Source organism: Lysobacter enzymogenes, assembly GCF_017355525.1.
Lineage (GTDB): Bacteria > Pseudomonadota > Gammaproteobacteria > Xanthomonadales > Xanthomonadaceae > Lysobacter > Lysobacter enzymogenes_C.
The window spans coordinates 3126809-3140101 of sequence record NZ_CP067395.1 but is presented as its reverse complement, the minus strand read 5'-3'; the positions used below and the strand labels follow the sequence as shown (position 1 = coordinate 3140101).

Annotated in this window: 13 protein-coding genes; 8 read left to right on the top strand and 5 right to left on the bottom strand. The window is 69.9% G+C overall.

Features of this window, described 5'->3' with window-relative positions:
- The first annotated feature begins 55 nt into the window (after nucleotides 1–55).
- The 3 genes from hslU to JHW38_RS13175 all read left to right on the top strand — a co-directional run bounded on the left by hslU (nucleotide 56) and on the right by JHW38_RS13175 (nucleotide 3431).
- Nucleotides 56–1432 (top strand): ATP-dependent protease ATPase subunit HslU, encoded by a 1377-nt coding sequence (gene hslU / locus JHW38_RS13185; protein ID WP_242690933.1) that lies wholly within the window; start codon nucleotides 56–58, stop codon nucleotides 1430–1432.
- 198 nt (nucleotides 1433–1630) lie between these two features.
- A complete protein-coding gene (locus tag JHW38_RS13180; RefSeq protein ID WP_207521785.1) occupies nucleotides 1631–2953 on the top strand; it encodes an NAD-dependent epimerase/dehydratase family protein in 1323 nt (440 codons plus the stop codon).
- 4 nt (nucleotides 2954–2957) lie between these two features.
- Nucleotides 2958–3431 carry a DUF2269 family protein gene (locus JHW38_RS13175; RefSeq protein ID WP_207521784.1) on the top strand — a complete coding sequence of 158 codons (474 nt, stop codon included), beginning with the start codon at nucleotides 2958–2960 and terminating at the stop codon, nucleotides 3429–3431.
- A gap of 146 nt (nucleotides 3432–3577) precedes the next feature.
- Here the strand turns inward: JHW38_RS13175 and JHW38_RS13170 are convergent, their stop codons facing one another.
- The 3 genes from JHW38_RS13170 to JHW38_RS13160 form a co-directional block, all read right to left on the bottom strand.
- Nucleotides 3578–4048, bottom strand: coding sequence for a GNAT family N-acetyltransferase (locus tag JHW38_RS13170; RefSeq protein ID WP_207521783.1), 471 nt, complete (start codon nucleotides 4046–4048; stop codon nucleotides 3578–3580).
- A gap of 67 nt (nucleotides 4049–4115) precedes the next feature.
- Nucleotides 4116–5351: a hypothetical protein gene (locus JHW38_RS13165; protein ID WP_207521782.1), complete on the bottom strand. Its 1236-nt coding sequence runs from the start codon at nucleotides 5349–5351 to the stop codon at nucleotides 4116–4118.
- Nucleotides 5352–5383: 32 nt separating this feature from the next.
- The gene (locus JHW38_RS13160; RefSeq protein ID WP_207521781.1) at nucleotides 5384–5839 is read right to left on the bottom strand and encodes a nucleoside deaminase; all 456 of its coding nucleotides are present in this window, start codon (nucleotides 5837–5839) and stop codon (nucleotides 5384–5386) included.
- Between the two features lie 137 nt (nucleotides 5840–5976).
- On the opposite strand from JHW38_RS13160, the gene JHW38_RS13155 reads away from it, so the two are divergent.
- Nucleotides 5977–6882 (top strand): DUF417 family protein, encoded by a 906-nt coding sequence (locus JHW38_RS13155; protein ID WP_242691394.1) that lies wholly within the window; start codon nucleotides 5977–5979, stop codon nucleotides 6880–6882.
- Here JHW38_RS13155 and JHW38_RS13150 read toward each other — a convergent pair.
- Entirely contained in the window at nucleotides 6856–7332 is a 477-nt protein-coding gene (locus JHW38_RS13150) for a GNAT family N-acetyltransferase (RefSeq protein ID WP_207521779.1), read from the bottom strand. The two genes, JHW38_RS13155 and JHW38_RS13150, sit on opposite strands and share 27 nt — an antisense overlap.
- Before the next feature lie 124 nt (nucleotides 7333–7456).
- Here JHW38_RS13150 and ubiE point away from each other — a divergent pair, with 124 nt between their 5' ends.
- Nucleotides 7457–8221, top strand: coding sequence for a bifunctional demethylmenaquinone methyltransferase/2-methoxy-6-polyprenyl-1,4-benzoquinol methylase UbiE (gene ubiE / locus JHW38_RS13145; protein ID WP_207521778.1), 765 nt, complete (start codon nucleotides 7457–7459; stop codon nucleotides 8219–8221).
- A gap of 327 nt (nucleotides 8222–8548) precedes the next feature.
- Here the strand turns inward: ubiE and JHW38_RS13140 are convergent, their stop codons facing one another.
- On the bottom strand, nucleotides 8549–9292 hold the full coding sequence (locus tag JHW38_RS13140) for a 3-oxoacyl-ACP reductase family protein (protein ID WP_207521777.1): 744 nt from the start codon (nucleotides 9290–9292) through the stop codon (nucleotides 8549–8551).
- A 277-nt stretch (nucleotides 9293–9569) separates the two neighbouring features.
- Here JHW38_RS13140 and JHW38_RS13135 point away from each other — a divergent pair, with 277 nt between their 5' ends.
- The 3 genes from JHW38_RS13135 (at nucleotide 9570) to JHW38_RS13125 (ending at nucleotide 13256) form a co-directional block, all read left to right on the top strand.
- Nucleotides 9570–11534, top strand: coding sequence for a M1 family metallopeptidase (locus JHW38_RS13135; RefSeq protein ID WP_207521776.1), 1965 nt, complete (start codon nucleotides 9570–9572; stop codon nucleotides 11532–11534).
- A 76-nt stretch (nucleotides 11535–11610) separates the two neighbouring features.
- On the top strand, nucleotides 11611–12528 hold the full coding sequence (locus JHW38_RS13130) for an alpha/beta fold hydrolase (protein ID WP_242690932.1): 918 nt from the start codon (nucleotides 11611–11613) through the stop codon (nucleotides 12526–12528).
- Nucleotides 12525–13256 carry a hypothetical protein gene (locus JHW38_RS13125; protein ID WP_207521774.1) on the top strand — a complete coding sequence of 244 codons (732 nt, stop codon included), beginning with the start codon at nucleotides 12525–12527 and terminating at the stop codon, nucleotides 13254–13256. The genes JHW38_RS13130 and JHW38_RS13125 overlap by 4 nt, the downstream gene beginning before the upstream one ends.
- Nucleotides 13257–13293: the final 37 nt, after the last annotated feature.

The following is a 13293-nucleotide window of genomic DNA, read 5'->3' as shown; positions in this document are numbered from 1 at the left end:
GCGTTCTTGCAGTTCCCCAACATCCAACCCCCATTCCCGCTCTTTCTATCCCCCTATGAAACCCGACAACAGCCACGCCACCATGACCCCGCGCGAAATCGTGCAGGAACTGGACCGCCACATCGTCGGCCAGCATTCGGCCAAGCGCGCGGTCGCCATCGCCTTGCGCAACCGCTGGCGCCGCATGCAGTTGCCCGCCGAGCTGCGCAACGAGGTGATGCCCAAGAACATCCTGATGATCGGCCCCACCGGCGTCGGCAAGACCGAGATCGCGCGGCGCCTGGCCACGCTGGCCAACGCGCCGTTCGTGAAGGTCGAAGCCACCCGCTTCACCGAAGTCGGTTACGTCGGCAAGGACGTCGAGCAGATCGTGCGCGATCTGGCCGATACCGCGGTCAAGCTGTATCGCGAGCAGGCCAAGACCCGCGTGCGCACCCAGGCCGAGGAACGCGCCGAAGACCGCATCCTCGACGCGCTGCTGCCCAAGCGCGTGCCCGGCGGTTTCGGCTTCGGCTCGGAAACCCCGGCCGCCGACCACAGCGCGCCCGACAGCGACACCCGCGCCAAGCTGCGCAAGCAACTGCGCAGCGGCGAGCTCGACGAGCGCGAGATCGAGATCGAAACCGCGGTCAATCTCGGCGGCGTCGACATCATGGCCCCGCCCGGCATGGAGGAGATGGGCCAGCAGCTGCGGCAGATGTTCTCGCAGGTGTCCGGCGGCAAGACCCACAAGAAGCACCTGTCGATCAAGGCCGCGCGTCCGCAGCTGATCGAGGAGGAAGCGGCCAAGCTGGTCAACGAGGACGATGTGCGCCAGGCCGCGATCGAGGCCTGCGAGCAGCACGGCATCGTCTTCATCGACGAGATCGACAAGGTCGCCAAACGCAGCGAAGCCGGCGTCAGCGGCGGCGACGTCAGCCGCGAAGGCGTGCAGCGCGATCTGTTGCCGCTGGTGGAAGGCTCGACCGTCAGCACCAAGTACGGCGCGGTCAAGACCGACCACATCCTGTTCATCGCCTCCGGCGCGTTCCATCTGGCCAAGCCCAGCGACCTGATTCCGGAGTTGCAGGGCCGGTTCCCGATCCGGGTCGAGCTCGGCGCGCTGAGCAAGGACGATTTCGTCCGCATCCTGACCGAACCGAAGGCGGCGCTGACCACGCAGTACGTCGAGCTGTTGCGCACCGAAGGGGTGAAGCTCGACTTCACCACCGATGCGGTGGACCGGCTCGCCGAGATCGCCGCGCAGGTCAACGAGCGCCAGGAGAACATCGGCGCGCGGCGTCTGCATACGGTGCTGGAGCGCTTGCTCGATACGTTGAGCTATGAGGCGCCGGATCGGGACGGGCAGGCTGTGACGATCGACAAGGCGTATGTGGATCAGCACTTGGGCGAGTTGGTGCAGGATCCGGATTTGAGTCGGTACATTCTTTGATCGGATAGGGCGGCCCGAAGGCGGCCCTCACCCCAACCCCTCTCCTGCGAGCGGGAGAGGGGCTTTGACTGCGAGGCATGCAGTAGCGACGCAACTGTTCCCTCTCCCGCTTGCGGGAGAGGGCTAGGGTGAGGGCAGCGCCATAGGCGCTGTTACTGACAGTCCCCACCGCCGCACCCCTCTGCTACCGTGTCGCGCATGGACGACCCCGCACCCGCGCCACGGACCGATGCACCCGCGCCAAAGACGGCACTCGTCGTCGGCGCCAACGGCTTCCTCGCCGGCTACCTCATCGCCGCCCTGCGCCGCCACGGCTGGCGCGTCGTGCGCGGCATCCGCGACACCGGCCGCGCGCTGCGCGACGACGAACGCCGCGCGGACCTCGCGCGCATGACCTCGCCGCACGACTGGCGCGACGCGCTGCAAGGCGTCGACGCGGTGGTCAACGCCGCCGGCATCCTGCGCGAGAGCGGCGCGCAAACCTTCCAGACGATCCACGTCGACGGCCCGCTCGCGCTGGCGCGCGCCTGCGTCGAAGCCGGCGTGCCGCGCTTCGTCCAGCTGTCCGCGCTCGGCGAACCGGCCGACGGCGGATTCATCGCCTCCAAGCACCGCTTCGACGAGGAGTTGCTGAGGTTGCCGCTCAGCGCGGTGGCGCTGCGGCCGTCGGTGGTCTACGCCGCGTCCGGTTCCTACGGCGGCACCTCGCTGCTGCGCGCGCTGGCCGCGTTTCCGGGGCGGCAGCTGTTGCCCGGCGACGGACGCTGGCCGTTGCAACCGGTCGCGGCCGAAGACCTCGGCGAAATCGCCGCGCGCGCCGCCGCCGGCGCGCAGCGCGGCGTGTACGAAATCGGCGGGCCGCGTCCGCTGAGCCTGCGCGAGTACCAAACCACGTGGCGGCGCTGGCTGCGCATCGACGGCGAGCGCGCGGTGTTCTTTCCCGAATCGCTGGTGAGCCTGCAAGTCGCCATCGGCGAACGCCTCGGCCGCGGCCCGGTCGGCGAAACCATGTGGCGCATGCTCCGCCGCGGCAACGTGACCCGGCCGGATGCGCATGCGCGCGTGCAGGCCGACTTCGGCCACGCCCCGGCCGACCTCGCCGCTGCGCTGGCGGCGACGCCGAGCCAGGTGCAGGACCGCTGGCAGGCGCAGCTGTATTTCCTCGCCCCGAGCTTGCGCGTGGCGATCGTCGCGCTGTGGCTGATCTCGGCCGCAGCCGGTTGGCTAACCCCGGCGACGACGATCGAGGCGCTGGCCGCCGGATCGCCGCTGGCGGCGTGGCAGCCGGTCGCGCTGGCGCGCGTCACCGGCGGTCTGGACGCGGTGCTGGCGCTCGCGTTGCTGTGCAATTGGCGGCCGCGGCTGATGCTGGGCTTGATGGGCCTCAGCGTGCTCGCCTACACGCTCGCGTTCGGCGTGTTGTTGCCGGCGCAGTGGCTCGACCCGCTCGGCGGATTGGCGAAAAACCTGGTAGTGCTGCCGGCGCTGGCGGTGGCGTGGGTGCTGGCGGACCGGAGATAAGACGATGCTGTATCTGTGGGTGAAGTGGATTCACATCCTGTCCTCGACCCTGCTGTTCGGCACGGGCCTGGGCATCGCGTTCTTCTTCTGGATCGCGCACAAGCGCGGCGACGCCAAGGTCATCGCCGAAACCGCACGCACCGTGGTCATCGCCGATGCCTGCTTCACCGCGCCGGCGGTGCTGGTCCAGTTCGGCACCGGCGTGTGGCTGGCGTTGCAGCTCGGCATTCCGTGGTCGGTGTTCTGGCTCAAGACCGCGCTGATCCTGTTCTTCGTGGTCGGCGCGTGCTGGTTGCCGGTGCTGTGGCTGCAGGCGCGCGCGCGCCGGCTCGCCGCGCAGGCGGCGGCCACAGGTTCAGCGTTGCCGGCGAGCTATCACCGCACGATGTTCTGGTGGTTCTGGTTGGGCTGGCCGGCGTTTCTGAGCGTTGTCGGGATTTTCTGGTTGATGGTGTTGAAGCCAACCGGAGCCGCGTAGCTCCGCCGAAACACTCCAAGCCGAAAATCCCCCCAAGCCGTCATGCCCGCGAACGCGGGCATCCAGGGCTTCACCGCGATGCGGCTGCACAAGCCGCTATCGCAGCAACGACGCCGTGAGAGCCGAACCGCCGCCGCGGCCCGACCTCACCGCCGCCACTGCAGAATCACCCCCACCGCCGCGAACTCATCGCACCCCGCCAACCGCCCGCGCCGCCGCTCGATCTCCACGAACCCCTCCGACCGATACAAGCCGATCGCCGGTTCGTTCCCCTCCAGCGCCTGCGTCGACACCACCGGTCCAGACAACGCGACGGCGTGGCGCAACAACGCCCGCCCCACGCCCTGGCGATAGCTGTCCGGATCCACATACAGCCAATTGAGCGAGCCGCGCTGGAACGCGACGAAGCCGCGCACCACGCCGTCGACTTCGGCCACATCCAACCGCCCGTCGAACAGGCCTTCGCTGTGCGCCGTGCGCGCGAGCGAGCGGAACGCCTCGACGCCGGCGCTGCGCCGCAGCTCGTCCAGGCGCGCGCGGTCGTGGATGTCGCACAGCCGCGGCCAGTCGCTGAGCTGGTAGGCGCGGATCGACGGCGGGACAGGGGCGGCGGGCATGTGCGGGCGATTCTGCGCCGGCCGCCGGCGCTTGCCCAGTGACGACCGTAAGCGCTCGCGAGCGGCCTCAGCGCGCGCCCGGCTTGCGCTGGATCAGGCACACCGCTTCGCGCCGGCCGCCTGGCCGCGGCCGGTACAGGGCGACGTAGTCGCGCGCCGGGCCGCTGGCGCTCCACAAGGCGACGTAGGTGGTGTCGTCGAAACGCAACGGCAGCGCGGTGGTGGTGCGGGTCTGGAAGAAATCGTCGCCGCCGGCGATCCCCGGCAACGGCGCCGGCACCGCCTGCCGCAGCGGTTCGCGCCGGCTCCAGGCCGGGCTGCGCAGGTCGTCGCAATGCGACAACGGCGGCCGCGCGCCGTCCCATTGGCACGGCACCGCGTTCGCCGCCGCAGCGCCCGCATGCGCCTGGAATCCCTGCGCCGCCGCGCCGGCGACCACCAGCAGCGGCGAGGCGTACCACTCGCCTTCGTCGCGCAGGTCGCCGAGGTACACGCGGTCGATCAGGCCGTCGTTGTCGAAATCGAAATCGAACGCGCGCGACTCGCCGCGCACGAACTCGAGCGCGTCCGGCATCGCGGCGCCGGGCGGCGCCTGGCTGGCGACGACGCGGTGCAGCGGCGCGCCGGCGTCGTCGCCGCGGCGGAACGGATCCAGCGCGTCCCAGCTCAGCGCGAGCTGGCGCTCGAGTTCGGCGCAGACCGGGCCGCGGTCGAGCAGGCGCTGCAAGCCGTCGGACGCGGCCGCCGCGGCCGCGGGGAACTCGGCGGCATCCACCGGCAGCGTCGACAGCGCCTGATCCGGCGCCAGCAGCGGGCCGCAATCGCCGTTGCTGCAGTCGTACACCGCGTCGCCGTCGACGCGATACGTCCACGGCGTCGGCGCGTTTTCGCAGCGGCTGCGCACTTCGCGCGCGTCGGCCACGCGGCGGTCGTCGAGCCACAGCGAAAACGTCGCCGTCGGCTGCCCGCTGCACGGGCCGGCCGGCGGCGACGGCCCGGCCTGCACCTGCACGCGCAAGCTGCCGCCGTCGGCGAAGCGGCATTCGCCGCTCTGGCCCACGGCCAGGGCCAGGCTGCGCGGGCGGTCGCGATCGCTGGCGGTGAAGGTTTCCAGCAGCGGTTGCCCGCAGCCGCCGCGCGCGGGCAGGTCGGTGCGCACCAGGCTGGCCTTGCGGCCGTTCTCGCCCTGGCGGCAGATCAGCGCGACCTCGGCGGTGGCGCCGCACACCGGCGGCGGTTGCGCGAACGCCGCGGGCGCGGCGAGCGCCAGCGACAGCGCGGCGAGAACGGCGGGGGCGTGCATGGAAACTCCTTTTCCGGGGCGGCGGCGCAGGCTCAGTCTTCGCCGATGTCTTCGTTCCACACGTCCGGATTGGCGGCGATGTAGCCGCCGAGCATCTCGATGCATTCCTGGTCGGCCAGATCGATCACCTCGACCCCGCTCTCGCGCAGCCAGTCGATGCCGCCGCGGAAGTTGACCGATTCGCCGACCACCACCGTGCCGATGTTGAACTGGCGCACCAGCCCGCTGCAGTACCAGCACGGCGCCAGGGTGGTGACCATGATGGTGTCGCGGTAACGGCGCTGGCGGCCGGCCTTGCGGAAGGCGTCGGTTTCGCCGTGCACCGACGGGTCGTTTTCCTGGATGCGGCGGTTGTGGCCGCAGCCGAGCAGGCGGCCGTCGTTGTGGTACAGCGCCGCGCCGATCGGAATGCCGCCCTCGGCGATGCCCTGGCGGGCCTCGGCGACGGCGGTGGCGAGCAGGGCGCGGTAGTCGGGGGTGGCGATCATGCATAACTCCTGTGCGTTTGCGCCTGCAGTCTGGCGTGCCCGCGCGCCCGGGTCGAGGGGCGGCGAATCCTTTTGCGCCGGCGCGGCCTCTTATGGGGGTCGGCGCGGATGGCGCGACGGATACTGGAGTGGCAACGATGCATGGTGCGATGGAACGCGCGCCGCTGGCGCGCGTGTGGGAACTCTCGGCCCGGATCCTGGGCTTGCTGATGGTCTGGTTCGGCGCGATGCGCGGGTTCGCGTTCGAAGTCGAAGCGCTGGCCAAGACGATCGCCGGCGCCGGCCTGCCGGCGTTCGCCGTCGATGCGGCCTGGCTGAGCCCGGCGCTGGGCGCGCTGGAGTGCGCGATCGGCGCGGTGCTGCTGCTCGCGCCCTCGGGCCGTTGGCGCCGCGGCGCGGCGCTGGCGGCGATGGCGTTCTGGGGCGCCGGCCTGCTCGGCCTGCTGAGCCCGGCGGCGTGGATCCACGAGCCGCCCTACGGCGGCTTCCCGGTGATCGGCTCGGGCCAGACCCTGCTCAAGCACCTCGGCATCGCCGGCCTCGCCCTGGGCGTGTTCGCGCACGAACGCGGCTGCGCGCGCGGCCGCGAACGCGCGCTGTGGACGCTGTGGGCGGGCCAGTTGCTGGTGCTGGTGTGGATCGGGCTGATGAAGTTCACCCACGTCGAGGCCGAGGGCGTGGCCGGGCTGATGCGCAGCAGCCCGCTGTTTTCCTGGCTGTACGGGCCGCTGGACGTGCAGGGCGCGTCCGACCTGATCGGCGCGGTCGAACTGGCGACGGCGGCGCTGATCGCGGCGTGGCCGTGGCGGCCGCGGCTGGCGCGCTGGGGGCTGCTCGCGGCCGTCTTCACGTATCTGCTGACCAACACCTTCCTGCTGAGCCTGCCGGGCTGGCAGCCGGGTTACGGCTTCCCGTTCGTCGGCGGCACCGCGCAGTTCCTGCTCAAGGACCTGTTGCTGCTGCTCGGCGCGGTCGCGCTGCTGTGCGCGGGCGCTGCGGCCGAACGCCGCACCGGCTCAGCCGGCGCCGCGTCCGCGGCGTAGCAGGTCGATGTGCGGGATGCCGTCTTCGACATACGGCTCGGACGCGGGCTCGAAGCCGTAGCGGCCGTAATAGGCCTGCAGATGCGATTGCGCGCCGATCTGGATGTCGGCGCCGGGCCAGCGCCGCTCGATCTCGATCAGCGCGGCCTCCAGCAGCGGCCCGCCGAGCCGCTGGCCGCGGAACTCGGCCGCGGTCAGCACCCGGCCGAAGCTGACCTGGGGATAGCTGAGCCCGGCCGGCAGGATGCGCAGGTACGCGGCCAGCCGGCCGTCGCCGGCACGGCCCATCAGGTGCACCGCCTCGGGGTGGCGGTCCTTGTCGTCGGGGTCGAGGTAGACGCAGTTCTGCTCGATCACGAACACCTGCGAGCGCAGGCGCAGCAGCTCGTAGAGCTCGTCCAGGCTCAGGTCGGCGTAACGCTTGGCTTGCCAGCTCACGGAGGCGGTCATGGCCGCATCATGCCAAAGCGGGCGGCCGGCGGTGCGGGGGCGGGGCTAATCCTTTTGGGGGACGCTTGCGGGAGGGGCCTCCAAGGCAGGGCCCAGGCCGGACGGGCATGCGATAATCGCGCCCATGAACGAATCCAAGCCCCAGCCCGACGACACCACCCACTTCGGCTACCGCGAGGTGCCGCGCGCGCAGAAGCGCAAGCTGGTCGGCGAAGTGTTCTCCTCGGTCGCCGGCAACTACGACCTGATGAACGACCTGATGAGCCTGGGCATCCATCGGGTCTGGAAGCGTTACTTCACCGCGACCGCCCAGGTCCGCCGCGGCGACCGCGTGCTCGATCTGGCCGGCGGCACCGGCGACATCGCCGCGCTCTTGCGCGACCGGGTCGGCGACAGCGGCAGCATCGTGCTCGGCGACATCAACTACGACATGCTGAAAGTCGGCCGCGACCGCATGACCGACCGCGGCCGCGTGTCCGGCTTCGAGTACGTGCAGTGCAACGCCGAAGCGCTGCCGTTCCCCGACGCCAGCTTCGACCTGGTCACCATCGCGTTCGGCCTGCGCAACGTCACCGACAAGGACGCCGCGCTGCGCGAGATGCTGCGCGTGCTCAAGGTCGGCGGCCAGGCGCGGGTGCTGGAGTTCTCGGAAGTGAAGGCCGAGTGGTTCAAGCCGATCTACGACTTCCACTCGTTCAACGTGCTGCCGAAGCTGGGCCGTCTGTTCGCCGGCGACAGCGACAGCTACCGCTATCTGGCCGAGAGCATCCGCCAGCATCCGCCGCAGGACGAACTCAAGCGGATGATGGTCGAGGCGGGGTTCGCGCGGGTGGATTACAAGAATCTGTCGGCGGGGATTTGCGCGGTGCATACCGGTTACAAGGCCTGAGGCGTCGCGGTTCGCGCACAAAAAACGCCGGGTTCGCCCGGCGTTTTTTCGTTTCGACGGATGGCGCTGAAGTCTCTGGATCCCCGCGTTCGCGGGGATGACGGCTTGTAGAGTCGTCGCGTATCGGAGCGTCGCGCACTTCTCGAAGCATCGCGCAGTTCTCGAAGCGTCGCGCATTTCGCACACCGCGCAACCCACCTACCGTCATGCCCGCGAACGCGGGCATCCAGGGCTTCATCGCGACGAAACCTGGGGGAGGGGCCTCAGCCCCGACGCCTTCCGCTCACCTCGCCGCGGACCCGCACCGAAACCTCCGCCCCACCGCACTCAAGCCGAAAACCCGCCATCCACCGAAATCTGCGTACCGGTGATGAACGCGCCGCCCGGCCCGGCCAGATGCGCCACCGTCGCGGCGATGTCGTCCGCAGTGCCGAACTCGCCCAGCGGCAAACCGCCGCGCTGATGATCGGCGCCTTCGCCGTCGGCCGGATTCATGTCGGTATCGATCGGCCCCGGTTGCACCGTGTTGACGGTGATGCCGCGCTTGCCCAGGTCCTGCGCCAGACCCTTGCTCAGGCCCACCACTGCGGCCTTGCTCAACGAATACAGCGCCATGCCCGGCGCGCCCACGCGCTCGCCCAGGCAACTGCCGATGGTGATGATGCGGCCGCCGCGGGTCAGATGCTTGGACGCCGCCTGCGCGGCCACGAACGGCGCGCGCACGTGGATCGCCATGATCCGCTCGTAATTCTCCAGCGATTCGTCTTCGAACGGCCCGTAAGTCCAGACCCCGGCGTTGTTGACCAGGATGTCGATGCGGCCGAGCTCGGCCACGGTGCGCTCCACCGCCGCGGTCACCGCCTGCGCGTCGGCGCTGTCGGCGGCGATGGCGACGGCGCGGCGGCCGCCTTGGCGGATCTGCGCGGCGAGGTCTTCGGCGCGCTGCGCCGAGCTGACATAGGTGATCGCCACATCCGCGCCGTCGGCGGCGAGGCGGCGGGCGATGGCGGCGCCGATGCCGCGGCTGGCGCCGGTGACGAGGGCGACTTTTCCTGCGAGGGGGAGGCTCATGTCTAAAGTTCCGAATAATGGAAGAATGGGACAATGCTAGCCGCACCGCGGACGTTGCGCCAGTGCGCGCGGCCGGGACGATGCGTATCGCCGGAGTGGCTGCCGGCCCGCGCGCGCCGGCGACGGCCGCCGCAACCCCGCCTGCGCCGTCGCCGCCCCTGATCGCCGCCGATCCAAGCATCGCCGCCGCGGTCCGTGTCGACTGCCAAGATGCACAAGCCCCGCCGCGGGGCGAGGCGCTACACTCGGCCCTTCGTCCGTCTTCAGTGATCCATCGATGCGCACCTCGATCCTCACCGTCTGCCTCGTCGCAGCCCTCACCGCCGCCGCCGGCTGCTCGCGCGAATCCGCGCCGGCCGCGGACTCGTCCAAGCCCGCCGCGACCCCGGAGGCCAAAGTGAGCGACACCGCCGTTGCCGCGGCCGACCGCGACGAACATTCCTACGCCCAGCCCGATCTGGTCCGCATCGACGACCTCGCGCTGGAACTGAAGGTCGACTTCGCCGCCAAGACCCTGTCCGGCAGCGCCACCTACACCCTGGACTGGACCGATCCCAAGGCCAACCAGCTGGTGCTCGACAGCCGCGACCTGAAGATCGAGCAAGTGTTCGGCGAATCCGCCGACGGCAAGTGGAGCGAACTCAAGTACGCCCTGGCCGACGCCGACAAGACCCTCGGCAGCAAGCTCACCATCGACGCGCCGCAGCGCAACAAGCGCATCCGCGTGGCCTATGCGACCTCGCCGGGCGCGTCCGGCCTGCAGTGGCTGGAGCCGTCGATGACCGAGGGCAAGAAGCAGCCCTTCATGTTCAGCCAGTCGCAGCAGATCCACGCGCGTTCGTGGGTGCCGCTGCAGGATACGCCGAGCGTGCGCTTCACCTACACCGCGCACGTCACCGCGCCGCACGACGCGATGGTGCTGATGAGCGCCGACAACGATCCGAAGGCGGCGCGCGACGGCGACTACAGCTTCAAGATGCCGCAGAAGATTCCGTCGTACCTGCTCGCCATCGCCGCCGGCGACCTGACCTTCCAGCCGATCTCCAACCGCAGCGGCGTGTGGGCCGAGCCGGCGATGGTCAAGAAGGCCGCGAGCGAGTTCGCCGACACCGAAAAGATGATGGAGACCACCGAGCAGCTCTACGGTCCCTATCGCTGGGAGCGCTACGACATCCTGGTGCTGCCGCCGTCGTTCCCGTACGGCGGCATGGAGAACCCGCGCCTGACCTTCGCCACCCCGACCGTGATCGTCGGCGACAAGTCGCTGGTGTCGCTGGTCGCGCATGAGTTGGCGCACAGCTGGTCGGGCAACCTGGTCACCTTCAGCAGCAGCAAGGACGCCTGGCTCAACGAAGGCTTCACCAGCTACGTCGAGAACCGCATCGTCGAAGCGCTGTACGGCAAGGAGCGCGCCGACATGGAGAACGTGATCGGCCGCAACGAGCTGGCCGCCGAGTTCAAGACCATCGATCCCAAGCTGCAGGCGCTGGCGCTGAAGCCGGGCACGCTGAAGGATCCGGACGAGGCCTCCAGCGCCACCGTCTACACCAAGGGCGCGTGGTTCCTGCAGTTCCTCGAGCAGCGCTACGGCCGCGAGGTGTTCGATCCGTTCCTGCGCGGCTACTTCGACCACTTCGCGTTCCAGTCGATCCCGACCGAGAAGTTCGTCGAATACGCCAAGGCCAACCTGCTGGCCAAGCATCCGGGCAAGGTCAGCGAGGCCGAGCTGGACGAGTGGATCTACGGCCCGGGCGTGCCGAAGTCGGCGCCGGCGACCGTGTCGCCGCGCTTCGACGCCGTCGACGCCGCGCGCAAGGGCTGGGTCGAAGGCGGCAAGCTGCCCGACGCCGCGGCCACCGCGAAGTGGAGCACGCAGGAGTGGGTGCACTTCATCGAAGGCATGCCCGAGAAGCTCAGCGTCGACCAGCTCAAGGCGCTCGACGCCGCGTACAAGTTCACCGGCACGCCGAACGGCGAAATCGCCCAGCGCTGGTATCCGCTCGCGGTGCGCAGCGGCTACCACGCCGCCGACAGCGCGATCGCCGCGTTCCTGCAGAAGATCGGCCGGCGCAAGCTGATCATGCCGACCTACGAGGAACTGGTGAAAACCCCCGAAGGCCTGAAGCTGGCCGAAGACACCTTCGCCAAGGCCAAGCCGGGCTATCACCCGATCACCACCGGCTCGGTCGAAGCCACCATCGCCAAGGCCAAGGCCGCACCGGCCGCGGCGGCGGGGCAGTAAGGCCGGCGGGCGCATGCGCAAGCGTCGCCCCCTGCTCAAAGCGGCCGCCCTCGTGGCGGCCGTTTTGCTGTGCGCAATGGTCGTGTGGCTATGGCCCGACCCCTATCGCGCGGTGCTCGCCGACTACGCGCGCCAGCGCTGGCTGGCCGGGCTGACCCGCAACGCGGCCAAGATCGACGACCACCGCTGGGTCTACGCCTACAACGACGAAGCGCCGGCGAACGCGCCGACCGTGGTGATGATCCACGGCTTCACCGGCAGCAAGGAAAACTGGTATCCGCTGGCGCAGCGCCTGCGCGGCCGCTACCGCCTGTTCGTGCCGGACCTGCCGGGCTGGGGCGAAAGCGAACGCAAGGCCGGCGGCGATTACGGCTTCGTCGCGCAAAGCGCGCGCGTGGCCCGCTTCATCGAACAGGTGGCGCGCAAGCCCGGCAGCGAAGTGGTGCTGCTCGGCCATTCGATGGGCGGCGGCATCGTCGCGCTGACGACCGCGCGGCATCCGCGCGAGGTCGACCGCATGGGCCTGTTCGACGCGGCCGGCGTGCGCTTCAACGACAACGCGTTCGGCTTGGCGGTGCTGCGCGGCAAGAATCCGTTCGCGGTCGCAGACCCGGCCTCGCTGCAACGCTACATCGACATCGTGTTCTACGACGATGCGGCCAAACCGGTGATTCCGTGGCCGGCCAGCCGCTTCTACATCGACAAGCGCCGCCGCGACGCCGCGTTCGAGCAATCCGTGCTCGACAAGATCGGCCGCGGCGACGAACGCTTCCTGCCCGGCACCGAAGCCGCCGGCATCCGCCAACCGTCCTTGCTGCTATGGTGCGCGCAGGACGTGGTGATCGACCCCAGCGCGCTGGATTTGTACGCCGCGCAACTGCCGCAGGCGCAGCGCGTGCTGCTCGACGGCTGCGGCCACATGTCGATCGTCGAACGCCCGCAACAAGCCGCCGACGCGGTGAACCGACTGATAACCGAGGCCCGCCCGCGATGAACGTCCGCCACGCCACCGCCCTGCTCGCCGCCGCGATGATCCTGGCCGGCTGCGACAAGCCCGACCCCAAGATCGCCGAAGCCGCGCAGGCCGCGCAGAAGGAACAGGCCGCCGCCGCCGAAGCCAAGAACTTCGACGCCGCCTACGCCGAACAGAAATGGGACATGGCCGCGGCCTACGGCGAAATGGTGACGTCCAAATACGCCGGCACGCCGACCGCCGAACGCATCCGCGCCCAGTACGAAGAAGCGCAGGCCAAGGCCAAGGCCGCGCGCGAACAGCGCCGGGTCGAATCGCTGTGGTCGTACATGAGCACGCCGGTCAAGCTGGCCAAGGGCAAGAGCGGCATCCAGCTGTCGGCGTCGATCTACGCCAAGGCGAACGTCGAGACCGACGGCCGCACCCCGCGTCCGGTCCAGCTGATCTTCCGCGACCATCCCGACTGGGGCCGCAGCAGCTACCTCGTGCTGCAGGTCGGCGACTTCAATTGCTACGGCGGCTGCAAGCTCAAGGTCACCGTGGACGGCAAGACCAAGACGATGGCCGGCAGCCGGCCGAAGACCGACGAAGCCATCGCGATGTTCGTCGAGGACGAGCGCGCGCTGTGGCGGCTGATCGGCGGCGTCAAGGAATTGAGCATCGAGTTTCCGGTCAAGGCCGGCGGCACCCGCACCGCGACGTTCGAGGTCGGCGGGTTGAAGCCGGAGAAGATGCCGGGCTGGAAGTAAGCCGAACGCCGAGCGCGCCGGCGTTCGCGCGCGCCAC